Below are 26,041 nucleotides of genomic sequence, written 5' to 3' on the forward strand. Positions count from 1 at the left end.
CAGGGCTTCGGAGAAGCCGTTGTTTCCGTGGTTAAGAACCTATGGGGATTCCTGGGGCGGGCGCAAACTATTTTTGGGTCGAGTTTGCCTCAGCTGTCCCGATCGGCTTCCGCGCACTCTTCACCTGCGCAGATGGCCAGTACATCGGCTCCGAACCGGTCCAGCTTGCGGCTGCCGACACCCGCGATCCCGGCCAGTTCACCCGAGCTCCCGGGCACGGCCTCGGCGATGGCCATCAGTGTCTTGTCGGTGAACACGCAGTAGGCGGGCTGGCTCAGCCGTTGTGCCTGGTCGGCGCGCCAGTCGCGCAGCCGCTCGTAGAGCGCCTCGTCCATGTCCGAGGGGCAGTCCTCGCAGCGCATCAGCTTCATCTCGCCGGCGTCCGTCAGCGTCTTGCCGCACACCCGGCACAGCACCGGTCCGCGCCGCTTGCGCCGGGCTACGCCCGCACGCTCCACGGGACCGCCCGCCTCCGCTCCCGCGCCCCTGGCACCGGGGGCCACGGAGCCCGGACGAAGCCCGTTGAGGAAGCGGGTGGGCCGCCGGGAGGCCCGGCCGCCGGGAGAGCGGGAGAGGGCCCAGGAGAGGGAGAGATGCGACCGCGCCCGGGTGACACCGACATAGAGGAGCCTGCGCTCCTCCTCGATCTGCTCGTCGGTCTTGGCGTAGGTGATCGGCATCATGCCCTCGGTCAGACCGACCAGGAACACGGCGTCCCACTCCAGGCCCTTCGCCGCGTGCAGCGAGGCGAGCGTGACGCCCTGCACGGTCGGCGCGTGCTGCGCGGCGGCGCGCTCGTCCAGCTCGGCCACCAGATCGGCGAGCGTCGCCGACGGCTTGGCCCGTACGAAGTCCTCGGCGAGCCGGACGAGGGCGGCCAGCGACTCCCAGCGGTCACGGACGGCGCCCGAGCCCGCCGGGGGTTCGGTGGTCCAGCCCTTCGTGGAGAGCACCGCCCGCACCTGCGACGGCAGCTCGACCACATCGTCGAGCAGGGAGTCATTGCCCCCGAAGCGGGCCGCGCCACGCAGCGCGGCGCCCGCTTCGCGTACTTCCTGGCGCTCGAAGAACCGCTCGGCGCCGCGCAGCTGATAGGGCACGCCCGCGTCGGCGAGGGCCTGTTCGTAGACCTCCGACTGGGCGTTGATCCGGTACAGCACGGCGATCTCGCCGGCCGGCACGCCAGCGGCGATCAGATCGCGGATGCGGCGGGCGGTGCCCTCGGCCTCGGCGGGTTCGTCCGCGTACTCCGTGCGGACCGGCTCGGGGCCCGGCTCGCGCTGCGAGATCAGTTCGAGACGGTGCTCGGCGGCCCGGCCGCGCGCCTGGTTGAGCAGACCGTTGGCGAGATGGACCACCTGCGGGGTGGAGCGGTAGTCACGGACGAGCTTCACGACGGTGGCGCCCGGATGCCGGGTGCGGAAGTTCAGCAGATGGTCGGGGGTGGCGCCGGTGAAGGAGTAGATGGTCTGACTGGCGTCACCGACCACGCAGAGGCTCTTCCGGTCCCCCAGCCACAGATCGAGCAAGCGCTGCTGGAGCGGGCTGACGTCCTGGTACTCGTCCACCACGAAGTGCTGGTACTGACGGCGGATCTGGTCGGCGATGTCGTGACGGTCCTGGAGAATGCCGACGGTGAGCAGCAGGACATCCTCGAAGTCGATCACCGAGCGGTCGCGCTTCAGCTGCTCGTACATCCCGTAGATCTGGCCGATCTCCGCCGCGTCGCGCGGGGCTTCGCGGGAGGACTTGGCCACGGCGGCCGGATAGTCGGCCGGCACGGTCTGGGTGACCTTCGCCCACTCGATCTCGGCGGTGACATCGCGCAGTTCATTGCGGTCGAGCCGGATCCGGCAGCGGGCCGAGGACTCGGCGACCAGCTGCACCTTGCGGTCGAGCAGCCGGGGCAGCTCGCCGCCGACCGCTTTGGGCCAGAAGAACTGGAGCTGGCGCAGCGCGGCCGAGTGGAACGTACGCGCCTGCACACCGCCCGCGCCGAGCTGGCGCAGCCGGCCCCGCATCTCGCCCGCCGCGCGGTTGGTGAACGTGACGGCCAGCACGCTGCCGGGCTGGAGGATGCCCGCGCGCACGCCGTACGCGATCCGGTGGGTGATCGCGCGCGTCTTGCCCGTGCCGGCCCCGGCCAGCACGCACACCGGACCGTGCAGGGCCGTCGCCACCTCGCGCTGCTCGGGGTCGAGCCCGTCGAGCACCGCGTCGGCGTCGCGCGGCGGGGTCACGATCTGGCCGGCGTCGGATTCCCGCGGGAACAGTGGGGAGTGCGTTGCTGCTGTCACCCCGCCATGCTGCCAGGTCTCCCGGGACGGGTGCGGCGGCTGTCCACAGGGGTGCCGCACCGGTCGTACCGATCCGTTCGTAGGACCGGGCCTGTGGACGGCCGTGCGCCCTGCGGAACGGTCGGGGAGTCGGGGAGCCGGGAGTCGGGAAGCCGGGGAATGGTGGCCGGGTTACGCGCGTTCGAGAGAATGCGGGCGACGCAATCAGCGAGATGTCCGAGATATCGAGACAGAGGAGCCGAGAGACATGCCGGGCACTGTGACGATGTACAGCACCACGTGGTGCGGATACTGCCGTCGGCTCAAGGGCCAGATGGACCGCGAGGGCATCGCGTACACCGAGATCAACATCGAGCAGGACCCGGAGTCGGCGGCCTTCGTCGAGAAGGCGAACGGCGGCAACCAGACGGTCCCGACGGTTCAGGTGCTTCCCTCGGGCGGAGGCTCTGAGGTCGTGATGACCAACCCAAGCCTTGCCCAGGTGAAGCAGGCTCTCGGCGTCTGATGTCGGACGAGTGAGAAGAGTTCGGTCCCCAGGGGCTTGGCCTGGGGACCGAACTCCATTCCGCGCCGCCGGCCGCGGTCACGCGCTCCGAGGGCCTGCCGCCACGGGGGGCTGTTCGCCCGTCCGCTCCGGGTCGTACCCGGTGAAGGGCCGGTCGAAGAGCCAGTTGTAGAGCATCTCCCGGCAGATTTCCGGCTGGAACGCCGGTACCTGATGTCCGGAGTCGGGGATGGCGACCTGCGTCAGGTTCCCGACATTGCGGACGAATCCCTTCGGGTCTCCCTGCGCCTGGGTCCAGATCAGCCGGGGGGCGCCGCGCCACTCCGCTTGCTCGCCCCTCTGCTTCATCAGGTCGTCCAGGATCTCCTCGGTGCTGCGGTACCCGCAGGCGGTGTCGAAGTTCCCGGTGTAGAGCAGGGTTTTGTAGTTCTTCTCGATGAGCTGGGCGTACAGCCCCGAGGCATCCGCCATGTTGTCGTCCACCAGCTTTTCGGTCACCTTCCCCTTGTCGTCCGCGGTCTGCCAGGTGGCGCTCGCGGGAAGGCGCAGGGACGCTTTCACGGCCGGGCTGTTGAGATAGGCGCTCAGCGCTCCCATGGGCAGATCGTCCCAGCGCCGTACGTCGTAGACGTCGAAGTTCCCGCCGTACGCCACGGTCCTGTCCACCAGGGCGTTGCCGAGCCGGTTGGCCTCCTTCATGTCCCCTCCGGCGAGGACCTTCCGGAATTCGGTGTAGGACACCTCCAGTGATTCCTTCTGGTCCATACCGACGAACCCGGTCGTGTAGGCGTAGTCGATCAGGACCCGCAGCGACAGCTCGGGCTTGATCCAGCCGTTGCCTACGGCGACGCCCTTCAGGTTGAGGTGCGGTGCGTCCGTGTCGGCGCTGTTCTGTTTGTCGATCTCCAGGGCGATCGCCGGGACGTACTTTCCGGCGTAGCTCTCACCGCAGACATATAGCGGGCACTTGACGTACTCCGGGTGCAGGCGGAAGAACTCCTGGAGCCCCTGCCAGAACATGTGGCTGAGGGTGTCTTCGTCCTGAACGTACTCCTCCGGCTTGTCGGAGTAGCTGTATCCGGTGCCGATGGGCTGGTCCCAGTAGACGACGTGCGCCTCCTGGTTCCAGGTGGTGGAGGTCACCGACACCGTCCCGGCGGCGTCGTCGGCGATGGACAGCGGCCCGTTCTCCAGGAACAGCCCCAGCAGCGAGGAGGCGCCGGGCCCGCCGTTGAGCCAGATCACCAGGGGCGTCTTTGCGATCAGGTCCTGCTGCTGCTCCGCCGGGACATGGGGGCTGCAGGTCTGGCTCTCGAAGAACCAGTAGAAGAGGTGGTTCTTCTTCTGCTGCTTGTGATCAATGCTGTCGACGTCCGCGTACCCGGCGTAGGAACGCACCTTCTTGGTGCCGTTCTCGATGAAGAATTCGATGCGCCGGGTATTGGAGATGTTGGCCGGAATCGAGTCAATGGGGTCTGGGGGCATGGTTCACCATCCGTTCGGGAGCGGGAGCGGGAGCGGATCAGGGCGCCAGGGGACGGCGTCGGCGGGACTGGGTGTGATAGGAGCCGGTGAACAGTCCGTTCGTGCGTTCCACCTGCTCCAAGGTGCCGATACGCTGCCCCTGGAGCATTTGCAGTGCCGGGAACCGATTCTCTTCGAACAGCAGGATGTTCAGCGACCCGCCGTACTTGAAGTTCCCGATCCTCTCGCCCTTTTTCACCGTGACCGGACCATTGAGATTCCTGAACTTGTTCAGGTAGTTCACCGATGCGATCGAGTTGAGGCCGACGGTCACCATCCCGACGTAGCCCTCGACCGGATCACTTTCCGTGCTCTCCGGATACTGCGTCTTGATGATCACGTATCCCCGGCGGAAGTGATCGAACATCTCGTAGTCGTAGCCGTAGCCGACGTCCCCCTTGTCGAGCAGTTCGGGGAAGTCCCGCATCCCGTAGTAGGAGCCGGCGATGTCATCACGGGCCTCGACCAGTTCGCCCCCCACCGGGGCGTGGTACCAGTGGTAGCTGTCGGGCATGAGGATGCACGACACCGCTGTACCGTCGAGGAACGATCGGGCGTACCGGGACCCGGCGAGCAGCTGCTTGACGTTCATGGTCACGGACTTGACCGGGATGGGCGTGTCCTCTTTCAGGTCATCGACGATCATGTTGATGACGCAGTCGGCCGGGGCGACCACCACCGAGTTGTCGTCCTCCGCCGCGATCGGCCGCTTGCCGTCGGCGATTTCCCGGACGAAGAACTCATTGAAGGTCGACCAGGGGCCGGGCTTGTAGTCCTTCATCTTGTCACCCAGGTCCTGGGTCCAGGATTTGATGAGGTTCTTGTTCCGCTGGCTGTCCGGCTCGTCCATCTGCATGCCTTGCAGGTGCGTGAAGTCGGAAAGCATCTTGTGCCCGGGTCCGCAGGTCACGAAGACCATGCCGTAGGAGTTCTCGTAGTTGATCCAGCTGAACTTCTCGATGTAGTTCAGCCCCGTATGGACCCCCGGCAGCCACTCGTACCACTCCGCGAAGAAGTCGCACAGGAACGCGATGTCCTTGCCCTCCAGTCACACCGCAGATCCAGCGGAGTGCCGTCCGGATACGGCACCACATTCGCGGTCGCCGCGTCGTACATGGTCTTGAAGCCTTCGAAGTCTTCCGCGTACCACCGCTTGATTTTCTCGATGAACTCGGGGAGGTCCTTCGAAAACGTGTCGTTGCCGTCGGTCCGTGCCACTTTTCTTTCTCCTTCAGGAACGGGGGCATTGAATCCGCTTCCGGACACAGAGAAGTGAGGTCCGGGGCACGCGGATGTCCCGGAGGCCATTCGGTCACCGAACAGATCCGAGCCTAAGCGGAACGTGATCTTCGAAATGCCGCTGAAGGGGGCGCGATTGAGGTGAAACCGGGAGCGTGGAGGCGCGCATGAGCCGACGGATCGTTTCCTTCAAGGGGTGTTGGTATGGGGTGTTGGGCCGCGCAGGTGGTGTCCGCGCGTTCGCTCCCGATCCCGTGCCCTCGCGTGCGGGCGGGCTGTTAGACAAGGTCCGCCGCCCGGCCCTGGGCGGCGGTACGGGCGGATACGTGGAGGTTGTCGGATGGGTGTGTCACGGCGTGCGGTGCTGCTTGCCGGTGCGGGAACGGCTGCCGCGACAGCTGCCGTTACGGCGGCGGGTACGGCCCTGGCGGCGGGCGGTTCCGTCGCGGATGCCGTCGTCGGAGCGGGGCGTTCCGCGCGGGCGGAGGACATCGGCCGGGACGACGACCTGTCGGACCGCTATCCCGACGAGCGCGGCTGGGTCAACGACCGCATCCGGAGGATCAGAGCACTCCCGTACGAGCCGACGCCGATGCTGGAGATGGAACTGCCGAGGCATCTGCGCGGATCGCGGCTGCTGGTGAAGAACGAGTCGGTGCATCCCTCGGGCAGTCACAAGCACCGGCTGGCCGAGGCGCTGTTCCTCAACGCCCTGGCCAACGGGTGGCTGGTGAGCGACAGCCCGGTCGTGGAGGCGTCCAGCGGATCGACGGCCATCTCCGAAGCATGGTTCAGCAGGCTGCTCGGCATCAAGTTCGTCGCCGTCGTGCCCTCAGGGACCACGACGGAGAAGAAGCAGGCGATCCTCGACCTTGGCGGCGAGATCGTCGAGGCGACCGGCGCGACCATCTCCGAGCGGGCCCAGGAGGAAGCGCGCGTCCGCCACGGCCATTTCATGGACCAGTTCACCTACGCCGAGCGCGCTTACGACTGGCGCGGCGACCACGGGATGGCCAGCGAGATCCTCGGCGAGTCGGACCCCGACTGGTTCGTCATGGGCGCCGGGACCGGTGGGACGGCCGCCTCGCTGGCCCGCTACGCGCGGTACACCGGCCACCGGGTGCGGGTGTGTGTCACCGACCCCGAGAACTCCGCGTTCTTCCCCGGCTGGCGGGACAACGACCGTACGGCGACGGCGAAGGGCTCCCGTATCGAGGGGATCGGCCGGCCCAAGGTCGAGCCTTCCTTCCTCTTCCCCCTGGTCAACCGCATGATCCGGGTCCCGGACGCCGTCTCGATCGCCACCATGCGGGTGGCCGAGGAGCGGCTCGGCATCGCCCCCGGGGGCTCCACCGGCACCGGACTGTACGGCGCCCTGAAGGTCCTGCGCGGACTGCACCGGCGCCGTGAGAGGGGCACCGTCGTCACGGTGCTCTGCGACTCCGGCGAGCGCTACCTCGACACCTACTACAGCGACGAATGGCTCGACCAGCAGGGAATCGACTTCCGGCCCTGGGTGGACACCGTCGAGCGCTTCTTCGAGACCGGCCGCTGGACGCCGCCCAGGTCCTGGCGGAAGCCCCCCACTCCGCGTGGCCTCATGTGGAACATGTGACGGGCTGAGGCGCGCGCCCATGGCGGCGACGCCGTCGGGGCCGGCAGGGACGAGTGCGATGCCGGTCCCGCCGGCCTCGGTGCTCAGGGCTCCGACGGGTGCTCGGGGCTACAGCGGGTGCTCAGGGCTCCGGCGGGTGCTCCGGGGCTCCGGCAGGTGCTCGGGAGGCGGCCGCTCAGGGACGGGGCAGCGGCTTCGGCAGAGGCTTGCCGTACCAGAGCTCCACCAGGCGCGCGGCGATCGAGATGCCCGCCGGGGGAAGGATCTCGCCCGTCTCGATCGCCGTCCGCAGGTCCTCCCGGGAGAACCAGCGCGCCTCCTCGATCTCCTCGCCGTCCACCGTGATCTCGGACGACGTGGCACGGGCCATGAAGCCCAGCATCAGGCTCGACGGGAACGGCCACGGCTGGCTGGCGATGTACTCGACCTCGCCGACGGTGACGCCCGCCTCCTCGAAGACCTCGCGGGCCACGGACGTCTCGATCGACTCGCCGGGCTCCACGAAGCCGGCCAGCGTGGAGAAGCGGCCCTCGGGCCAGTGGACCTGGCGGCCCAGCAGCGCGCGGTCCTCCTCGTCGGTGACGAGCATGATCACCGCGGGGTCGGTACGCGGGTAGTGCTCGGCGCCACAGGCCTGGCAGCGGCGGATATGGCCGGCCGCCGCGATCACGGTGCGCTCGCCGCAGCGGGAGCAGAAGCGGTGCAGCCGCTGCCAGTTCTCCAGCGCCACGGCGTGCACCATCAGGCCCGCGTCGCGCGCGGAGAGCAGCATCCCGGCCTCGCGCAGCCCCGCGGGCCGCGCCGACTGGTCCATGCGTCCCGGGAACGAGTCCTTCTGGAGCGCGAAATAGCGGACGCCGTCCGCGTCCGTACCGAGGAAGTAGCGGTGGGTCTCGGTGAGGGGCGCCTCGAAGGCCGGGGTCATGACCAGTTCGGTACGCCCGTCAGGGGTGTCGTCGATCAGCACCTGGCCGCCCGACACCACGAAGACGCGGGTCGTCGGATGGCTCCAGGCTGCCGCCAGCCATGCCTCGTCGAGACGGTGGTGCGCCGCGCGGTCGATACCGCTGGGGGCGGTGAGGCCGATGGGTCGGTGTGCGATGGCGTCACCGTTGATGGTGCTCACAGGTACTTCCAACTCCCCCGGATGGATTGGGTTTCTGGTCAGCGGAGTATGTGGCGGGACCGACGGGACCGGGCGGGGCGCTCAACGCGCGGGTCCTGTCCCGGGCCCGGGGGCGGCAAGCTCGGGCCCGGGGCCGGCGAGCTCGCTCCAGAGGTGGGCGGTCGTCTCCACACCTTTGAGGAGCAGGTCGAGCTCGACCTTCTCGTTCGGCGCGTGCCAGCCGTCAGACGGTACGGAGATCCCCAGGAACAGCACCGGGGCACCGAGCACGTCCTGGAGGTCGGCGGCCGGTCCCGAGCCGCCCTCCCTGGTGAAGCGGATCTTCTGCCCGAAGGCGCGGCCCATGGCCCGTACGACCGACTGGAGCGCGGGATGGTCCAGCGGGGTCAGACAGGGGCGCGTGGCCGCGCCGAAGCTGATCCTGTGCCGGATGCCGGCCGGGATCCTGGCCTCGGCCCAGTCGCGTACGGACCGCTCGATACGGTCCGGGTCCTGGCCCGCGACCAGCCGGAACGAGAGTTTCAGCTGGGCGGAGGACGGGATGATCGTCTTGCCGCCCGGCCCCTGGTAGCCCCCGCCGATGCCGTTGACCTCGGCGGTCGGGCGGGCCCAGACCCGCTCCAGCGTGGAGAAGCCCGCCTCGCCGAGGGTGCCGTGCGACATCGCCGTACGCAGCCACTCCTCCTCGTCGAAAGGCAGCTCCGCGATCAGGGCGCGCTCGGCCTCGGTGAGTTCGGCCACACCGTCGTAGAAGCCGGGGACCGTGACGCGCTCGTGCTCGTCGTGCAGGGCCGCGACGAGCCGGGCGGCGACGGTGGCCGGGTTCGGGACCGCTCCGCCGAAGGAACCGGAGTGGATGTCCTGGTCGGGGCCGTACAGCTCGATCTCGCAGTCGGCGAGCCCGCGCATGCCGGTGCAGACGGTGGGGGTGTCCGCCGACCACATGCCCGTGTCCGAGACGATCACGACATCGGCGGCGAGGCGGCCGGCCCGCTCCTCGGCCAGCGCGCGGAAGTGCGGGGAGCCCGATTCCTCCTCGCCCTCGACGAGGAGCTTGAGGTGGACGGCGGGTGTGGTGCGGCCGGTGGCGGCGAGATGCGCCCGTACGCCCAGTGTGTGGAAGAACACCTGCCCCTTGTCGTCGGCGGCGCCGCGCGCGTACATACGGCCGTCCCGTACGACCGGCTCGAAGGGGTCGGTGTGCCAGCCGTCCCCGGAGGCGGCGGGCTGGACGTCGTGGTGGCCGTAGACCAGCACGGTCGGGGCGTCCGGGTCCTCGGAGGGCCACTCCGCGAAGACGGCGGGGGCGCCCGGGGTGTCCCAGATCTCGGTGACCGGAAACCCGGTCTCCTTGAGCTTCGCGGCGAGCCAGTCGGCACTGCGCCGCACGTCAGCGTCGTGGTCGGGGTCGGCGGACACGGAGGGGATGCGCAGCCAGTCGGCGAGGTCGGCGAGGAAGGCGGCGCGGTGGGTCTGGATGTACGTACGGACGACGCTGTCCGGGGTGTCGCTCATGATGTCGAGCCTAACGGGCTCAGACTGCCCTCCCGTCTGCCGGTTGTGAGGATCGCTCGTCCGTGGGTGTGTCCCGGGTCTCGTGCGTGCGCCCCGGGTCGGGCCCGTCCATGCCGCTTGAGACCTCTGCCCCGGTTTCGGCTTCGGCTTCGGTGAGGAGCCGCTCCAGCTCCGGGCGGCCGGGGAGACGGCCGGGACGGACGACCTCCCCGGTCCGCACATACAGGAACGTCGCCATGACCGCGGTCGGCGGGAGGCCGTGCCGCTCGGCCCAGGCCAGCCGGTAGACGGCGAGCTGGAGGGGGTCCGCCGTCCCCGCACGGCCGGTCTTCCAGTCGACGATCTCGTACGTGAAGGTCTCCGCGCCGGTCGCGGGGTCGGTGTGGACATGGCGGTAGACGGCGTCGATACGGCCCCTGATCACCCGGCCCGCGAGGGTGAACTGGAACGGTTCCTCCACGCGGTACGGCGTGCGCCGGGCGTACGGCGTGAGCTCGAACGCCTCCTTGAGCGCGGCCAGATCACGTTCGTCCACGATCTCCGGCTCGTCGTCCTCGCCGCCGGGCAGCTCGTCGGGGCCGAGCATCGGGAGCGGCAGTTCCTCGAACCGCGACTCCACCCAGGCGTGGAACCGCGTGCCCCTGCGGGCGGCGGGCCGTGGCGGACGCGGCATGGGCCGGGCCAGTTCCTGGGCGAAGCCGTCGGGGTCGGCGGCGAGCCGCAGCAGCTGGGAGGCGGAGAGCGACGGCGGTACGGGGACGTCGCGGACGGTGGCGCGGGCACGGCTCAGCTCACCGGCGAGGGCGTCGAGATCGCGGTCCCAGGAGGCGAGGGTGCGGCTCTCTTCCGGGGTGAGGCGCGGGTGGCCGGAACGGGTCTGCCCGGCCTGCCGGGGACCGGGAACTGCGGCCGTGGAGCGGGCACCGGAGGCGCCGGGAGCGTCGGCAGCGGGGGCGGGAACAGAGGCGGGGGCGGGGGCGGTCGTCCAGGCGTCCCAGTCGGACAGATCGGCATCGGACAGGTCGGCATCGAGTAGACCGGCATCGGACAGCTCCCCGTCGGGCAGTTCCCCGCCCGACGGGTCGGCATCGCCCGACAGTTCGGCGTCGGTGTCGGCATCGGCGTCGAAGGGGTCCTCGTCCTGCGACTCGCCGTCGAACGGTTCGGCATGATCCGGAACATATAGCTCCGGTTCGTCCGGCTCCGGTTCGTATGCGTACAGCTCCGCGTCGGCCGGCTCATCGCGCTCGGCCGCCCCCACCGCCTCCGCCGACTCGGCCCGCCCGCCCCCGTCGCTCCCCAGCTCCTCCAGATACGACAGCACCGTGTCCGCCGCCGCGCGCCTGCGGGTCAGCGACGGTCCGTCCAGCGGCAGCGGCCAGGCGTGGGAGACGCCCTCCGTCCGCAGGGCCGGGTTGTCCTCCGACTCCTCCGGTTCGTCCGCCCATGCCTCGATCTCGCCGAAGCCCTCCACGCAGTGGTCGTAAAGGGCGTGCAGGAAATCGGACGGTCCCCTCGGCCGCTTCTGCGTGGGCCCCCACCAGTGGCCCGAGCCGAGCAGCAGCGAGCGCGGGCGGGTGAACGTGACATAGCCGAGGCGCAGTTCCTCGGTGTGCTGGTGCGCCTTCATGGCCTCTTTGAAGGACTTGAGGCCCTTCGCGTCCCAGGACATGATCTCCGGCAGGGTCGGCGCGTCCCCGCGCAGCGCGTGCGGGAGGACCTTCGGCTGGGACGTCCAGGACTCGCGCGCCTTGCCGTTGGGGAACTGTCCGGCGACCAGCCCCGGCACGGCGACGACATCCCACTCCAGCCCCTTGGACTTGTGGGCGGTGAGGACCTTCACCGTGTTCTCGCCGCCGGGCAGCGCGTTGTCCAGGCCCTTCTCGTACTGCGCGGCCGTACGCAGGAACGCCAGGAAGGCCAGCAGCCCGGCCTCGCCGTCGAGCGCCGCGAACGACGCGGCGATGTCGAGGAAGTTGCCCAGCGTCTCGCGGCGGCGGGCGGCCAGTGCGTGCGGGGAGGCGGAGAGCTCGACTTCCAGTCCGGTCGTGGCCAGGACGCGGTGCAGGACGTCCATCAGGGGGTCCGCGAGCGACCGGCGCAGCTCGCGCAGCTCTGTGGCGAGCCGGGCGAACCGGACCCGGGCGGCGGGGGAGAAGGGCAGTCCGTCCTCCGGCGCGCCCGCCTGTTCCAGGAAGGTGTCCAGGGCGTCGGCGAGCGAGATCACCTCCGCGGGGTCGGTGCCCTCGACCGCCGCGGCCAGCCGCGCGTCGGGGTCGTCGTCCCCGTCGGCGCCCGTACCCCGGTGGACCAGCAGCCGGGCCCGGCGGCCGAGCAGCGCCAGATCGCGCGGTCCGATGCGCCAGCGCGGTCCGGTGAGCAGCCGTACGAGGGAGGCGTTGGCGCCGGGGTCCTGAAGGACCTCGCACATCGCCACCAGGTCGGCCACCTCGGGGAGATGGAGCAGCCCCGAGAGTCCGACGACCTCGACGGGCACATCGCGGGCCACCAGGGCGCCCTGGATCTCCGGGAAGTCCCCGGCCGTTCGGCACAGCACGGCGATCTCGGCGGGTTCCTTGCCCGTGCGCACCAGATGGGCGATCGAGTCCGCGAGCCAGTCGATCTCCTCCGCGTGCGTACGCAGCAGCGCGCAGCGCACCCCGCCGTCGCGCTCGGCGCCGGGCGCGGGGCGCAGCGCCTCCACGCCCTCGTGCATCGCGCGCAGCGGTCGCGCCAGGCCGTTGGCGAGGTCCAGCAGACGGCCGCCGCTGCGGCGGTTCTCACTGAGGGAGAAGCGGGCGGCCGGGCGGCCGTCGGCGTACGGGAAGTGGGCCGGGAAGTCGTCCAGGTTGGCGACTGAGGCGCCGCGCCAGCCGTAGATCGCCTGGCAGGGGTCACCGACGGCGGTGACCGCGTGTCCCGTGCCGCCGCCGAAGAGCCCGGAGAGCAGGAGCCGCTGCGCGACCGACGTGTCCTGGTACTCGTCGAGCAGGACGACCCGGAACTCGTCCCGGAGCAGGGCCCCGACCTCGGGTCTGGTGGTGGCGAGCTGGGCGGACAGGGCGATCTGGTCGCCGAAGTCGAGGAGATCGCGGGCGCTCTTGGCGGCGCGGTAGCGCCCGACCAGTTCGAGGAGTTCGCCACGGGCGACAGCGGTCTCCGGGACGTTGCGCAGCTCGGCGTTGCTGAGCCGCGCGCCCTCCAGGGTGCGCAGCAGGTCGGTGTCGTACGCGCCGAGCCGCGCGGGCCCGACCAGGTGCTCGGCCAGCTCGGCGTCGAGCGCGAGCAGATCGCTGACCAGCGCGGGAAGTGTCTTGGTCAGCGCCGGATACGGTCCCGGCGCGTCCCGCAGCACTCGGGCGGCGAGCTGGAAGCGGGTGGCGTCCGCGAGCAGCCGGGCGGTCGGCTCCAGACCGATGCGCAGACCGTGGTCGGTGAGCAGCCGCCCCGCGAAGGCGTGGTACGTGGAGATGCTGGGCTCGCCGGGAGGGTTCTCGGGGTCGATGGCGTCGGGGTCGGTGACTCCGGCCCGTACGAGCGCCGTGCGCACTCGCTCGGCCAGCTCGCCCGCCGCCTTGTTGGTGAACGTCAGCCCCAGGACCTGTTCGGGGGCGACCTGTCCGCTGCCCACCAGCCACACCACCCGGGCGGCCATCACCGTCGTCTTGCCGGAACCGGCTCCGGCCACGATGACCTGCGGGGCGGGCGGCGCCGTAATGCAGGCCGTCTGCTCCGGGGTGAAGGGAATCCCGAGAAGCTCCTTGAGCTGCTCGGGATCGGTGAGATGTACGGACACCTCAGGGAGGCTATCCGGCACCACTGACAGCGGGGTGGGGTGGCCTCGCGGGCGCGGCCTCAGATGACGCGGCCGACCCTTATGACGAGGACGCCGATGGTCTCACTGTCCACCTCGTAGAGCACACGCCAGTCACCGACCGGCAGACGTCAGCGCCTGGGCGTCTTCTGCTTCCAGTTGGGCCATGAACTCGTCATGCGTAATCCTCGGCCCGGTGGGCTCGGCCTTGCGCGCCTCAAGTTCCGCGATATCGACTTCGTCGCGGATGCGACGCGGCTCTTCCAGTTCCTCTACCGACACCAGAGCAGCCGCAGGCCGGCCGTATTCGCTGATCACGATCTCCGCGTGGCCGTACCGCACTCGGGCGACGAGTCGCCCGAGCTGATTGCGGGCTTCGACAAGGGGAGATGTCTCCATGCGAAAACCGTACAGACCAGCAGGTGAGCCCAACCTCAGAACGGGCAGACCTCAGAGATATTCGCCCATACGAGTTAGCTTGTCGCCTTATCCTCAATGCACGACCTGCTGCCCCTCCGGTTGCGCGCTGCACGACGCGCGGAACGCGCAGTGGCCGCAGTGCTGGCCGGTCGTGGGGGTGAAGCGTTCGTCGAGTACGCGGCCCGCCGCCGTGGTCAGGAGCTCACCGACCCACTCCCCTCCCAGCGGCTCCTGGGCCTGGACCTTGGGGAGATCCTCGCCGCCCTCCTTCTTGGGCGCGGCCTGGCGCAGCTGTACGAGTTCCGCGCCGCCCGGCTCCGGGCGGCGGCCGTCGAAGACCTCGTCCAGCGCGCCTTCGCGCACCGCCAGCTGGTAGACGGCGAGCTGGGGGTGGTGGGCGACCTCGTCCTTGGTCGGGGCCCGCTTTCCGGTCTTGAAGTCGACGACATAGGCGCGGCCTTCCGCGTCCTTCTCGACGCGGTCCATGGAGCCCCGGATACGTACCTCGTACGTGCCCGCTTCGAGGGTGACGTCGAATCCGTGCTCCGTGGCGGCGGGCGTACGGCCGCGGTCCATGACGTGCCAGCGCAGGAAGCGTTCGAGCGCGACCCTCGCCTGTGCCTTCTCCTGCTGGGACTTCCAGGGGGCGTCGAAGGCGAGCGCGTCCCATACGGAGTCCAGCCGCTCCATCAGGACGTCGAGATCGGCGGGGGTACGGCCGGAGGCCACCTCGTCGGCCAGGACATGGACGACGTTTCCGAACCCCTGGGCGGCCGTGGCGGGCGCGTCGGCCTTCACCTCGCGCCCCAGGAACCACTGGAGTGCGCAGGTGTTCGCCAGTTGGTCGAGGGCGCTGCCGGAGAGCGCGACGGGCTGGTCACGGTCGCGCAGCGGGACCGTGCTGTGCGTCGGCTCGTACAGACCCCACCAGCGGTGCGGATGCGCGGCCGGGACGAGCGCCTGGCCGTCCTCGTCGCTGAGCGCCGCGAGCCGGGCGAGCCGGCGGGCGGCGGCGTCACGGAGCGCCGGGGACGCCTCCGGGTCGACGGTGGTGGCGCGCAGTTCGGCGACGAGCGCGGCGACGGCGAGCGGGCGGCGGGGGCGGCCGGTGATGTCCCTGGGATCCACGCCGAGTTCGGTGAGGAAGCGCGAGGGCTGGTCGCCGTCGTCGGCAGGGGCCTTGACGGCGGTCACGACCAGCCGGTCGCGGGCGCGGGTCGCGGCCACGTAGAACAGCCTGCGCTCCTCCGTGAGAAGCGCGCCGGGGGACAACGGCTCGGCCAGTCCGTCGCGGCCGATCCTGTCCGCCTCCAGGAGGGAACCGCGCCGCCGCAGGTCGGGCCAGAGCCCCTCCTGCACCCCGGCGACGACGACAAGGCGCCATTCGAGCCCCTTCGAGCGGTGCGCCGTCATCAGCCGTACGGCGTCGGGGCGTACGGCCCTACGGCTGAGCGTGTCGGCGGCGATGTCCTGGGCGTCGAGCTCCTCCAGGAAGTTCAGCGCGCCCCTGCCGCCGGTGCGCTCCTCCGCGCGCGCGGCGGCGTCGAAGAGGGCGCATACGGCGTCGAGATCGCGGTCGGCGTTACGGCCGCCCGCGCCGCCGCGCAACGCGGAGCGTTCGAGCCTGCCCGGCCAAGGGGTGCCGTCCCACAGCTCCCAGAGGGCTTCCTCCGCGGTGCCGCCGCCTTCGAGCAGCTCACGCGCCTTGCGCAGCAGCGCGCCGAGCCGCTGTGCGCCTCGGGCGTACGCCGGGTCGTGCGCCACCAGCCGCTCGGGCTCGGCGAGCGCCCGCGCGAGCAGGGCATCCGACGCGGCGGGGAGCCGGTTGCCGCCGGCCCGCTCCTCGTCGCGCAGCGCCCGCCCGAGCCGGCGCAGATCGGCGGCGTCCATACCGCCGAGGGGGGAGGCGAGGAGATCGAGGGCGGTCTCGACGTCGAGCCAGGAGGTGACGGGAGCGGCGGGCTCGGCGGAGACGGGCTCGGCAGACGCGGCCTCGGTGGAGACGGGCTCGGCGGACGCAGGCTCGGTGGAGACGGGCCCGACAGAGGCAGGCTCGGCGGAGACGGGCTCGGCGGACGCAGGCTCGGTGGAGACGGGCTCGGCCCCGGCGGCCCGTGGGTCGGGCGCGGCCTCCTCCCGTACGTCCTCCCGCGACGGTCGGCGGATCGCCGCCTCCGCCACCGCGCGCAGCGCCGTCAGCAGCGGCGCCACCGCCGGTTCATGGCGAAGGGGAAGATCGTCGCCGTCGATCTCCAGAGGGACGCCCGCCGAGGTCAGGGCGCGCCTGATCGACGGGATCGTACGGCCGCCCGCGCGTACCAGCACCGCCATGTCCCGCCACGGAACGCCGTCCTCCAGATGCGCGCGGCGCAGGATGTCCGCGATGTTGTCCAGCTCTGTCGACGGCGTCGGGAACGTGTACGCCTCGACGGAACCGCCCGTACGCACCGCCGCCGGCTCGCGGTGCGTCCGTACCTTCTCGGCGGGCAGCCGGGGAAGCGGCATACGGCGGGTCAGCAGCCGGGTCGCCGTCAGCAGGTGATCACCGGAGCGCCGGGAGGTGGTGAGGACCTCCACCGGCGCCGGCCGTCCGTCCCGCCGGGGGAAGGCGTACGGGAAGTCGAGGATGCCGTTCACATCGGCGCCCCGGAAGGCGTAGATCGACTGGTCCGGATCGCCGAACGCGACCAGCGTGCGCCCCCGGCCCGCCAGCGCGCGCAACAGCCGGACCTGCGCCGGGTCGGTGTCCTGGTACTCGTCGACGAACACCGCGTCGTACCGCTCCATCAGCCGCGCCCCGACCTCCGGGCGCCCCGCGAGCAGCACCGCCCGGTGGACCAGCTCCGCGTAGTCGAGCACCCCCTGCATGTCCAGGTTGTCCAGATACTCGGCGAGGAAGGCCGCGGCCGCCGACCAGTCGGGACGGCCCGTGCGCCGCGCGAACGCGGCCAGCGCGTCGGGGCCGAGGCCCAGTTCCCGGCTGCGGGCGAGCACGGCCCGTACCTCGTCGGCGAAGCCGCGCGTGGTGAGGCACGCCCGCAGCTCGTCCGGCCACCGGACGCGTCCGCGCCCCGCCCGCTCCAGATCGAGCTGGCCCGCGAGGAGATCGCGTACGGCGACGTCCTGCTCGGGACCGGAGAGCAGCCGTAGAGGTTCGGTGAAGAGTTCGGCCTCCTGGTGGGCGCGGATCAGGGCGTAGCAGAAGGAGTGGAAGGTGGTCGCCTGCGGACCGCGTCTGCCGCCGAGCCGGACCGCCATCCGGTCGCGCAGTTCCACGGCGGCTTTGCGGCTGAAGGTCAGCACCAGGATCCGTTCGGGGTCGGCGCCCCGGCCGACCCGTGCGGCGACCGACTCCACGAGCGTGGTGGTCTTGCCCGTACCGGGACCGGCCAGCACAAGCAACGGTCCGGTCTCGTGGTCAACCACCCCGCGCTGCGCTGCGTCCAGCCAAGGAGGGTCCACCGGGACCGGCGGGGTACGCACCAGTCGGTACGCGCCCGTGGGCCGCTGCCGTACCCGACGGTGCGGGGTACGTCCGGTGGAAGAGGAGGAGCTCACGTGGTTCGCCGGTCCTGGAGAAGGTGCTGGTGGTGACGGTGCCGGAGGCGCTGACGGTGACCCGTGCCCCGGCCGGGGCACGGGTGGCGCGTGCCGGTGACGCTACGCCGCCGGGCGCCCGGGACGCATGCGCTCCGTTCCGCCCGCGGCGGCCGGCCCGGCGACGCGTTCCGCTCCGTCGTCCTCACGCGCGGCCGCGGGGGCGGCGCACCACCCCTCGCCCGCCCGAATGGCGGAAGCTGTCATATGTGAGCCCCCTCGCCCTCGTCCGCGCCGTCGGCGCCGTCCCATCGCGCCCGCTTCATATCCAGGCGCGGCATATGCCCTTCCGCGCTCCGCGCGGCCTCGCGCAGGGGCGTGCCCTCCTCGCGGTAGTGGTCCAGCGCCCTCAGCTCGTGTCCCGGCAGCAGCACTCCGTCGGACCTGACCACACGCCACCACGGCACGGCGTTGCCGTAGAGCGCCATCGCCCGGCCGACCTGGCGCGGTCCGCCCTCACCGAGCCATTCCGCGACATCGCCATAGGTCATGACCCGGCCGGGCGGGATCAGCTCGGCCACGTCCAGCACACGCTCCGCGTAATCGGGCAGCCGCGCCGTCTCGTCGGCCGTCCCGCCCGCCGCCCCGCCTTCGCTCCTCATCCCATCCATCCTGCCGCACCCCACCGACAGCCCCATCCGCCCCGGCGGTCCGGCCGCGGCCGCTCATCGGAGCGTGCACGCGCGGTCACCGTATGTACGTACGCACACAAAGAGACGCATCTCGCGCGCCCGAGGTCCCCGCAATGCACCCTGATGCCCCCGTCTGTCGGCGGCTCGTGCCACCATCATCCCGGCGGTGACTGGTGATACGAGATCAAGAAGAGACGGATTCGACAGAGGAGCGGGACGTGCGGCCTCCGGCGGCGACGCCCACCTCTGGCGCTGAGTCGCGCCCGGACGCGGACTACACCGGCACCACCCCGGGTACCGGCCCCGCCGGCGAGCCCGGTGGCGGCGACACGGGCGCCGGCCGCGCCGACCGTGTCTCCGGCGACGAGCCGCTGCTCTCGGCCCGTGTCCACCGCCCCTCCGATCTGCTGCGTCTGCTCATCGGCGTCCTCGCCATCGCGCTCGTCCTCGGGCTCTCCGCCTTCGCCCACGGCACGACCTCCGGTCTGGAACAGGACATCAGCAAGGGCACGGGCCAGGCCCCCGACCTGATGGTCAAGGTCGCCGGTCTGGTGTCGAGCATCGCCGTGCTGCTCGTCCCGGTCGCCTTCGCGATCGAACGGCTGATCAAACGCGACGGACTGCGGATCGCCGACGGGGTGCTCGCCGCCGTCCTGGCACACGGCGTCACCCTCGCCATCGACCTGTGGGTCGCCAGAGCCGCCCCGGAGTCGATCCAGGACGCGCTGACCCGCCCCCAGGCGGGCACCGGGCTCACCGACCCCGTCCATGGCTATCTGGCGCCCGTCATCGCGTATATGACGGCCGTCGGGATGGCACGCAGACCCCGGTGGCGGGTCGTGCTGTGGGTGGTGCTGCTGCTCGACGCCTTCGCGATGCTGGTCGCGGGCTACACCACACCGTTCTCGATCATCCTGACCGTACTGATCGGCTGGAGCGTGGCGTACGGCACGCTCTACACGGTCGGCTCGCCCAACGTACGTCCCACCGGGCAGACCCTGATGGCGGGTCTGCGCCATGTCGGCTTCCGTCCGGTCAGCGCGATGCGCGCCGAGGACGCCGCCGACTCCGCCGAGCAGGGCGACCGGGGCCGTCGCTATCTGGTCTCCCTGGAGGACGGCCCGCCGCTCGATGTCACCGTCGTCGACCGCGAACAGCAGGCCCAGGGCTTCTTCTACCGGGTCTGGCGCCAGCTGACGCTGCGCTCCATCACCACCCGCAGGTCCATCCCCTCCCTGCGCCAGGCGCTCGAACAGGAAGCGCTGCTCGCGTACGCGGCCATCGCCGCCGGGGCCAACGCCCCCAAGCTGATCGCCACCTCGGAGCTGGGCCCCGACGCCGTCATGCTCGTGTACGAGCACCTGGGCGGCCGGTCCCTGGACTCGCTGCCGGACGAGGAGATCACCGACGAGCTGGTACGGGGTGCCTGGCGGCAGGTCAAGGCGCTCCAGTCGCGCCGGATCGCGCACCGCAGGCTCACCGGCGACGCGCTGCTGGTGGACCGCTCCGGCAAGGTGATCCTCACCGAGCTGCGCGGCGGCGAGATCGCCGCGGGCGATCTGGTGCTGCGGATGGACACCGCCCAGCTGCTCACCACGATGGGTCTGCGGGTGGGCGCGGAGCGCTCGGTGGCCGCGGCGGTCGAGGTCCTCGGTCCCGACGCCATCGCCGACTGTCTGCCGCTGCTCCAGCCGATCGCGCTCAGCCGCTCCACGCGCGCGACGCTGCGCCGGCTCGCCCGCGAGCGGTCGCAGCGCGAGCGCGAGGCGGTACTCGAAGCGTCCGAGGCGAACAAACGCGCCAAGGTGGCGGAGGCCGCCGCCGTGGACGGTGACCGCAAGGCCGTACGAAGATCCCTGCGCGCGGAGAAGCAGGCGGAGAAGCGGGCCATAGACGAGGCTCTCGACGAGGCGCGCGAGGAGGATCTGCTCTCCCAGATGCGCAAGCAGGTGCTGCGGATCAGGCCGCAGGCGCCGGTCGAGCCGGTCCGGCTGGAGCGGATCAAGCCCCGTACGCTGCTCAGTTTCATCGCCGGGGCCGTCGCCGCGTACTTCCTGCTCACCACCATCACGCAGGTGGACTTCGGCTCGGTGATCAGCCAGGCGCACTGGGGCTGGGTGGCCGCGGCCGTGGCGTTCTCGGCGCTCAGCTATGTCGCGGCGGCGATGAGCCTGCTGGGCTTCGTACCGGAACGGGTGCCCTTCCGGCGTACGGTCGTCGCGCAGGTCGCCGGTTCCTTCGTCAAGATCGTCACGCCCGCCGCGGTCGGTGGTGTGGCGCTGAACACGCGCTTCCTCCAGCGCGCGGGGGTGCGCCCGGGGCTCGCCGTCGCCAGTGTCGGCGCGTCGCAGCTCTTCGGGCTCGGGGCGCACATCCTGCTGCTGCTGTCCTTCGGCTATCTCACCGGTACGGAGAAGTCGGCGTCGCTCACCCCGTCCAGGACGGTGATCGCGGGTCTGCTGACGGTCGCCGTGCTGGTGCTGGTCGTGACCGCGATCCCGTTCCTGCGGAAGTTCCTCGTCACGCGGCTGCGCTCGCTGTTCGCCGGGGTGGTGCCCCGCATGCTCGACGTACTCCAGCGGCCGATGAAGCTGCTCACCGGCATCGGCGGGATGCTGCTGCTGACGGGTGTGTTCGTGATGTGCCTGGACGCCTCGATCCGGGCGTTCGACAACGGCAACCAGCAGCTCAGCTACGCGAGCATCGCGGTGGTCTTCCTGGCGGGCAACGCGCTGGGCTCGGCCGCGCCGACGCCGGGCGGTGTGGGCGCGGTCGAGGGCGCGCTGACGCTGGGTCTGCTGGCGGTCGGACTGCCGAAGGAGGTCGCCGCGCCGGCCGTGCTGCTCTACCGCCTGCTCACACTGTGGCTGCCGGTGCTGCCCGGCTGGCTGAGCTTCAGTCACCTCACGCGCAAGGGAGCGCTCTAGACCGGGCCGGGCCGGGAACGACATCCCGCCGGGGCCACGCCGTCGGCCGCCCGGCCGGCCCGCCGCGCCACCCGCATGGACCGCGGCCCCGAGCGGCCCATGCCGCCGGGGCGCACGATGGGTCCATGTCACACTCCCCCGCCCCCGCCGCCTCCGTCCCGTCCGCCCCGGCCGCTCTCGCCGCGCGGCGCGCCCCGGCCCTGGCCGCCGTCACCGCCGCCGCCCTGCTGGCCGCCACGGGATGCTCGGGCACCAGCGGGACCTCCGCGCCGGGCAGCTCGCACGGCGGGAACACCCGGAGTACGGACAGACCCAAGGACCTGGCGACCCAGCGGCTGGTGTGGAAGGCGTGCAAGGCCCCGTCGGTCGCGGAGGGCGGCGGTACGGCACCCTCCCCGCTGCCCGGCGGCGCCCGGTGGGAGTGCTCCTTCATGAAGGCGCCCCTCGACTACGCCAAGCCGGACGGCGACACGATCGATCTGGCGCTGATCCGGGCCAAGGCCCGCGACACGAAGCAGCGCATCGGCTCGCTCATCTTCAACTTCGGCGGCCCCGGCGGCTCCGGCATCACCGGACTGCCGTCCTTCGCGCAGGACTACGAGAAGCTCCGCGCCCGCTACGACCTGGTCAGCTTCGACCCGCGCGGGGTCGGCGACAGCGACGGTGTGAAGTGCGAGAACGACAGACAGCTCGACGCGTACTTCGCCCAGGACTCCACCCCCGACACCCCGGCCGAGGTGAAGACCTTCACCAACGGGCTCGCCACCTTCGCCGCCGCCTGCGAGAAGCACTCCGGCAGCTCGCTCCCGTATGTCGGTACGACCAACGCCGCCCGCGACATGGAGCTGATGCGCAAGGTCCTCGGCGACAGCAAGCTCCACTACTTCGGCATCTCCTACGGCACCGAACTGGGCGGTGTCTACGCCCATCTCTATCCGAAGTCCGTCGGCCGGGCCGTCTTCGACGCCGTCGTCGACCCGACCCAGAACTCCGAACAGGGCTCGCTCGGCCAGGCGAAGGGCTTCCAGCTCGCCCTGGACAACTTCGCGAAGGACTGCATCGCGCGCGGCGACGCCTGCGTACTGCCCGGCTCCACGCCGAAGGAGATCGAGGGGTTCATCACCAAGCTGCTCGCACGGCTGGACAAGCGGCCGATCGCCGGTATCGGCGACCGCAAGCTGACACAGACCCAGGCCACCAACGGCATCGCCCAGGCGCTCTACTCGAAGGACTTCTGGCCGTATCTGGAGCAGGGTCTCGACGAGGCCGACGGCGGCAGCGGCGCCCTGCTGCTCGCGCTCTCCGACTCGATGAACGGCCGTGACCAGTACGGCAGATACAGCAACCTCCAGGCCGCCAACGTGGCCATCAACTGCGCCGACTCCAAGGAGCGCTACACGGTGGCGCAGACCGAGGCGAAGCTGCCCGAGTTCCGCAAGGCGTCTCCGGTCTTCGGGGAGTTCCTGGGCTGGGGGATGATGAGCTGCACCAAGTGGCCGGTGCCGGGGCAGTGGTCCACCCCCGACGTCAGCGCGAAGGGCTCGGCGCCGATCCTGATCGTCGGCAACACGGGTGACCCGGCGACCCCGTACGCGGGCGCGAGGGCGATGGCCGACGCGCTGGGCAAGGGCGTCGGCACGGAGATCACGTACCACGGGCAGGGACACGGCTCGTACGACAGCGGCAACCCCTGCGTCCAGGGGGCGGTGAACGGCTATCTGCTGGACGGAAAGGTGCCTGCCGCGGGTACGGTCTGCCGCTGACACGCCGACCGGCGGCCACGCCCCGACGGCCGTCCCCCCAACGGCCATTCCCCCCAGCCGGGCGCGAGCCGCCCTCGGTTGTCCTCGCACGCCGGACCGGATTGAATTGCGCCATGTCTCGCCGTACTCGGATATCCGCCCTGCTCACGGTGTCACTCCTCCTGACCGTCACCGGGTGCGGGAGCGGTACGGAGGACCCCCCGCCCGACGCCAAGGCGGCCGCTCCTTCCTCGGCCCCGGCGTCCGCCCCGGCCGCCGGCTTCGCGCCGGATTCCGCCCCCGTGCCCGCGCTGCCCGCCTCCCTCACCGGACAACGGCTCGACTGGAAACGCTGCGAGGCACCGCGCGCCGCGCGCGGCAGCGCGGCGAAGGCTCCCGGTTCCGGCTGGAAGTGCGCCACGATGCGAGCGCCGCTCGACTACACCGCGCCCTCCGGCGACACGATCGGGATCGCCCTGATCCGCTCCGAGGCCCAGGACAGGGCCAGCCGGATCGGCTCGCTCCTCTTCAACTTCGGCGGCCCCGGCGGCTCGGGCGTGGCCGCGCTCCCCGCCGCCGCCGACTCGTTCACCACGCTCGGGACCCGGTACGACCTGGTCGGCTTCGACCCGCGCGGGGTGGCGGAGAGCGCGGGTGTGGTGTGCCGGAACGACCGGCAGACGGAGAAGTCCCTCCGTATCGACGCGACCCCTGACACCCCGGCCGAGGAGAGGTCCTTCCTCGCGGACTCCGCGGCGTTCGGCGCGGACTGCGCGCGCCGCTCCGGACCGCTGCTGCCCCATGTCGGCACCACCAGCGCGGCCCGGGACATGGATCTGATGCGCCAGGTGCTCGGCGACGACACGCTCAACTATCTGGGTTTCTCGTACGGCACCGAACTGGGCGGTGTCTACGCCCACTTGTTCCCGGCGAAGGTCGGACGGTTCACCCTGGACGCGGTCGTCGACCCGACGGCGGACTATGTGGGGCACTCCCGCAACCAGGCGGTCGGCTTCCAGCGCGCCCTGGAGAACTACTACAAGAGCCGGGGAGTCAGCGCGCAGGTGGGCACCGCGCGCGTGGTGCGGCTGCTCGACCGGCTCGACCGCGAACCCCTGCCGACCGGTACGGGACGCAGGCTCACCGAGAGCCTCGCGCTCACCGGCATCATCAGCCCGCTGTACAGCGAGAGCAGCTGGCCCTCTCTGACCGACGCGCTGGACGCGGCCGAGGGCGGTGACGGAAGCGGGCTGCTGCGGCTGGCCGACGCGTACAACGACCGCGACGCACAGGGCCGTTACGGCACGGCGCAGCACGCGCAGCGCGCCATCTCCTGCGCGGACACGAAGGGACGCGTCACCGCGGCGGAGGTCACGTCCCGGCTGCTGTCGGACTTCCGGAGGGTGTCGCCGGTGTTCGGCCCGTATCTGGCCTGGGATCTGGCCGGCTGGTGTGCCGACTGGCCGGTGGCCGGGGAGCACGACACTCCGGAGGTGTCGGCGCCGGGCGCGGCACCGATCCTGGTGGTCGGCGGCAAGGGCGATCCGGCGACACCGTACGAGGGTGCGCAGCGGATGGTGGAGGAGCTGGGCAAGGGGGTCGGGGTCCTGCTCACCTTCGAGGGCGAAGGCCATGGGGCCTACATCACGGGCAATCGCTGTATCACCGGCGCGGTGGACGAGTACTTCCTGCACGGCACGGTCCCGGCCGCCGGGACCAGCTGCTCGTAGCGGGACCCGGGACCGGCCGCTCGTTCCGGGACCGCACCACGTACGACGAAGGGGCCGACGTATGTACGTCGGCCCCTTCACTCGTATCGCTGTTCCGGTCGGTGCGCCGGGTCTCAGTAGACCGGCTTCTCCGGCTCGATCTGGTTGACCCAGCCGATGACTCCGCCGCCGACGTGCACCGCGTCCGAGAAGCCCGCGGACTTCAGCACCGCGAGGACTTCCGCACTGCGGACACCCGTCTTGCAGTGCAGGACGATCTTCTTGTCCTGCGGCAGGGTCTCCAGGGCGCTGCCCATGAGAAACTCGTTCTTCGGGATCAGCTTGGCGCCGGGGATCGAGACGATCTCGTACTCGTTCGGCTCGCGCACGTCGATGATCTCGATGTTCTCCTTCTCGTCGATCCACTCCTTGAGCTGCTTGGGAGTGATCGTCGAGCCGGCCGCCGCCTCCTGGGCCTCCTCGGACACGACGCCGCAGAAGGCCTCGTAGTCGATCAGCTCGGTGACGGTGGGGTTCTCGCCGCAAACCGCGCAGTCGGGGTCCTTGCGGACCTTGACCTGGCGGTACTGCATCTCCAGGGCGTCGTAGATCATCAGCCGGCCGACCAGCGGCTCGCCGATGCCCGTGAGCACCTTGATCGCTTCGGTGACCTGGATGGAGCCGATGGACGCGCAGAGCACGCCCAGCACGCCGCCCTCGGCGCAGGAGGGAACCATGCCGGGGGGCGGCGGCTCCGGGTAGAGGCAGCGGTAGCAGGGGCCGTGCTCGGACCAGAACACGCTGGCCTGGCCGTCGAAGCGGTAGATCGAACCCCAGACGTACGGCTTGTTCAGCAGCACGCAGGCGTCGTTGACCAGATAGCGGGTGGCGAAGTTGTCCGTGCCGTCCACGATCAGGTCGTACTGCGAGAAGATGTCCATCACGTTCTCGGCCTCAAGCCGCTCTTCGTGAAGGATCACGTTCACATAGGGATTGATTCCGAGGACGGAGTCACGCGCGGACGCGGCCTTGGACCGGCCGATGTCGGCCTGGCTGTGGATGATCTGACGCTGCAGGTTCGACTCGTCGACCTCGTCGAACTCCACGATGCCGAGCGTGCCGACACCGGCCGCGGCCAGGTACATCAGAGCCGGGGAGCCGAGTCCACCGGCCCCCACACACAGCACCTTCGCGTTCTTCAGCCGCTTCTGCCCGTCCATCCCGACGTCCGGGATGATCAGGTGACGGGAGTACCTGCGGACCTCGTCGACGGTGAGCTCGGCAGCGGGCTCGACCAGGGGTGGCAGCGACACAGGGACCTCAACAAGGGGGTTGGTCGGTCAATCAGTACGGTTGTTCTGCCTGTAACACTGCCACGG

At 70.8% G+C, this 26,041-nt stretch carries 15 protein-coding genes; 5 read left to right on the plus strand and 10 right to left on the minus strand.

Annotation, left to right across the window (positions count from 1 at the left end):
• Positions 1-89: 89 nt before the first annotated feature.
• Entirely contained in the window at positions 90-2,357 is a 2,268-nt protein-coding gene (locus CU044_RS22080; protein WP_129770452.1) for an ATP-dependent DNA helicase UvrD2, read from the minus strand.
• A gap of 187 nt (positions 2,358-2,544) precedes the next feature.
• Here CU044_RS22080 and CU044_RS22085 point away from each other — a divergent pair, with 187 nt between their 5' ends.
• Complete coding sequence (locus CU044_RS22085) at positions 2,545-2,802, plus strand: mycoredoxin (protein ID WP_129770453.1); 258 nt, start codon at positions 2,545-2,547, stop codon at positions 2,800-2,802.
• Positions 2,803-2,880: 78 nt separating this feature from the next.
• On the opposite strand, the gene CU044_RS22090 is transcribed toward CU044_RS22085, so the two are convergent.
• Positions 2,881-4,287 (minus strand): hypothetical protein, encoded by a 1,407-nt coding sequence (locus CU044_RS22090; RefSeq protein ID WP_129770454.1) that lies wholly within the window; start codon positions 4,285-4,287, stop codon positions 2,881-2,883.
• A 37-nt stretch (positions 4,288-4,324) separates the two neighbouring features.
• Positions 4,325-5,212: a phosphatidylserine decarboxylase gene (locus CU044_RS22095; RefSeq protein WP_240045766.1), complete on the minus strand. Its 888-nt coding sequence runs from the start codon at positions 5,210-5,212 to the stop codon at positions 4,325-4,327.
• A 693-nt stretch (positions 5,213-5,905) separates the two neighbouring features.
• Here CU044_RS22095 and CU044_RS22100 point away from each other — a divergent pair.
• Positions 5,906-7,180: a PLP-dependent cysteine synthase family protein gene (locus tag CU044_RS22100; protein WP_129770455.1), complete on the plus strand. Its 1,275-nt coding sequence runs from the start codon at positions 5,906-5,908 to the stop codon at positions 7,178-7,180.
• Positions 7,181-7,355: 175 nt separating this feature from the next.
• On the opposite strand, the gene nudC is transcribed toward CU044_RS22100, so the two are convergent.
• From nudC to CU044_RS22130, 6 genes are all read right to left on the minus strand, one after another.
• Entirely contained in the window at positions 7,356-8,306 is a 951-nt protein-coding gene (gene nudC, locus CU044_RS22105) for an NAD(+) diphosphatase (RefSeq protein WP_165371953.1), read from the minus strand.
• 81 nt (positions 8,307-8,387) lie between these two features.
• Positions 8,388-9,821, minus strand: coding sequence for a dipeptidase (locus CU044_RS22110; protein ID WP_129770456.1), 1,434 nt, complete (start codon positions 9,819-9,821; stop codon positions 8,388-8,390).
• Between the two features lie 19 nt (positions 9,822-9,840).
• Positions 9,841-13,617, minus strand: coding sequence for an ATP-dependent DNA helicase (locus CU044_RS22115; protein ID WP_129770457.1), 3,777 nt, complete (start codon positions 13,615-13,617; stop codon positions 9,841-9,843).
• Between the two features lie 132 nt (positions 13,618-13,749).
• Complete coding sequence (locus tag CU044_RS22120) at positions 13,750-14,034, minus strand: type II toxin-antitoxin system Phd/YefM family antitoxin (RefSeq protein WP_129770458.1); 285 nt, start codon at positions 14,032-14,034, stop codon at positions 13,750-13,752.
• 93 nt (positions 14,035-14,127) lie between these two features.
• Positions 14,128-17,613 (minus strand): ATP-dependent DNA helicase, encoded by a 3,486-nt coding sequence (locus tag CU044_RS22125; protein WP_129770459.1) that lies wholly within the window; start codon positions 17,611-17,613, stop codon positions 14,128-14,130.
• 242 nt (positions 17,614-17,855) lie between these two features.
• Positions 17,856-18,254 (minus strand): MGMT family protein, encoded by a 399-nt coding sequence (locus tag CU044_RS22130; RefSeq protein ID WP_240045767.1) that lies wholly within the window; start codon positions 18,252-18,254, stop codon positions 17,856-17,858.
• 248 nt (positions 18,255-18,502) lie between these two features.
• Here CU044_RS22130 and CU044_RS22135 point away from each other — a divergent pair, with 248 nt between their 5' ends.
• The 3 genes from CU044_RS22135 (at position 18,503) to CU044_RS22145 (ending at position 24,683) form a co-directional block, all read left to right on the plus strand.
• Positions 18,503-21,211 carry a lysylphosphatidylglycerol synthase domain-containing protein gene (locus tag CU044_RS22135; protein ID WP_129770461.1) on the plus strand — a complete coding sequence of 903 codons (2,709 nt, stop codon included), beginning with the start codon at positions 18,503-18,505 and terminating at the stop codon, positions 21,209-21,211.
• A gap of 125 nt (positions 21,212-21,336) precedes the next feature.
• On the plus strand, positions 21,337-22,974 hold the full coding sequence (locus CU044_RS22140; RefSeq protein WP_129770462.1) for an alpha/beta hydrolase: 1,638 nt from the start codon (positions 21,337-21,339) through the stop codon (positions 22,972-22,974).
• 113 nt (positions 22,975-23,087) lie between these two features.
• Positions 23,088-24,683, plus strand: a complete 1,596-nt coding sequence (locus CU044_RS22145) for an alpha/beta hydrolase (protein ID WP_129770463.1) — start codon at positions 23,088-23,090, stop codon at positions 24,681-24,683.
• A 113-nt stretch (positions 24,684-24,796) separates the two neighbouring features.
• On the opposite strand, the gene moeZ is transcribed toward CU044_RS22145, so the two are convergent.
• Positions 24,797-25,975 (minus strand): adenylyltransferase/sulfurtransferase MoeZ, encoded by a 1,179-nt coding sequence (moeZ, locus tag CU044_RS22150; protein ID WP_129770464.1) that lies wholly within the window; start codon positions 25,973-25,975, stop codon positions 24,797-24,799.
• Between the last annotated feature and the right edge of the window lie 66 nt (positions 25,976-26,041).

Source organism: Streptomyces sp. L-9-10, assembly GCF_004151105.1.
Classification (GTDB): domain Bacteria; phylum Actinomycetota; class Actinomycetes; order Streptomycetales; family Streptomycetaceae; genus Streptomyces.

Coding starts and splice junctions, on each gene's coding strand:
- CU044_RS22085 (WP_129770453.1), top strand. CDS start 2,545: ATGCCGGGCACTGTGACGATGTACAGCACCACGTGGTGCGGATACTGC.
- CU044_RS22090 (WP_129770454.1), bottom strand. CDS start 4,287: ATGCCCCCAGACCCCATTGACTCGATTCCGGCCAACATCTCCAATACC.
- CU044_RS22095 (WP_240045766.1), bottom strand. CDS start 5,212: ATGCTTTCCGACTTCACGCACCTGCAAGGCATGCAGATGGACGAGCCG.
- CU044_RS22100 (WP_129770455.1), top strand. CDS start 5,906: ATGGGTGTGTCACGGCGTGCGGTGCTGCTTGCCGGTGCGGGAACGGCT.
- CU044_RS22110 (WP_129770456.1), bottom strand. CDS start 9,821: ATGAGCGACACCCCGGACAGCGTCGTCCGTACGTACATCCAGACCCAC.
- CU044_RS22120 (WP_129770458.1), bottom strand. CDS start 14,034: ATGGAGACATCTCCCCTTGTCGAAGCCCGCAATCAGCTCGGGCGACTC.
- CU044_RS22130 (WP_240045767.1), bottom strand. CDS start 18,254: ATGAGGAGCGAAGGCGGGGCGGCGGGCGGGACGGCCGACGAGACGGCG.
- CU044_RS22140 (WP_129770462.1), top strand. CDS start 21,337: ATGTCACACTCCCCCGCCCCCGCCGCCTCCGTCCCGTCCGCCCCGGCC.
- CU044_RS22145 (WP_129770463.1), top strand. CDS start 23,088: ATGTCTCGCCGTACTCGGATATCCGCCCTGCTCACGGTGTCACTCCTC.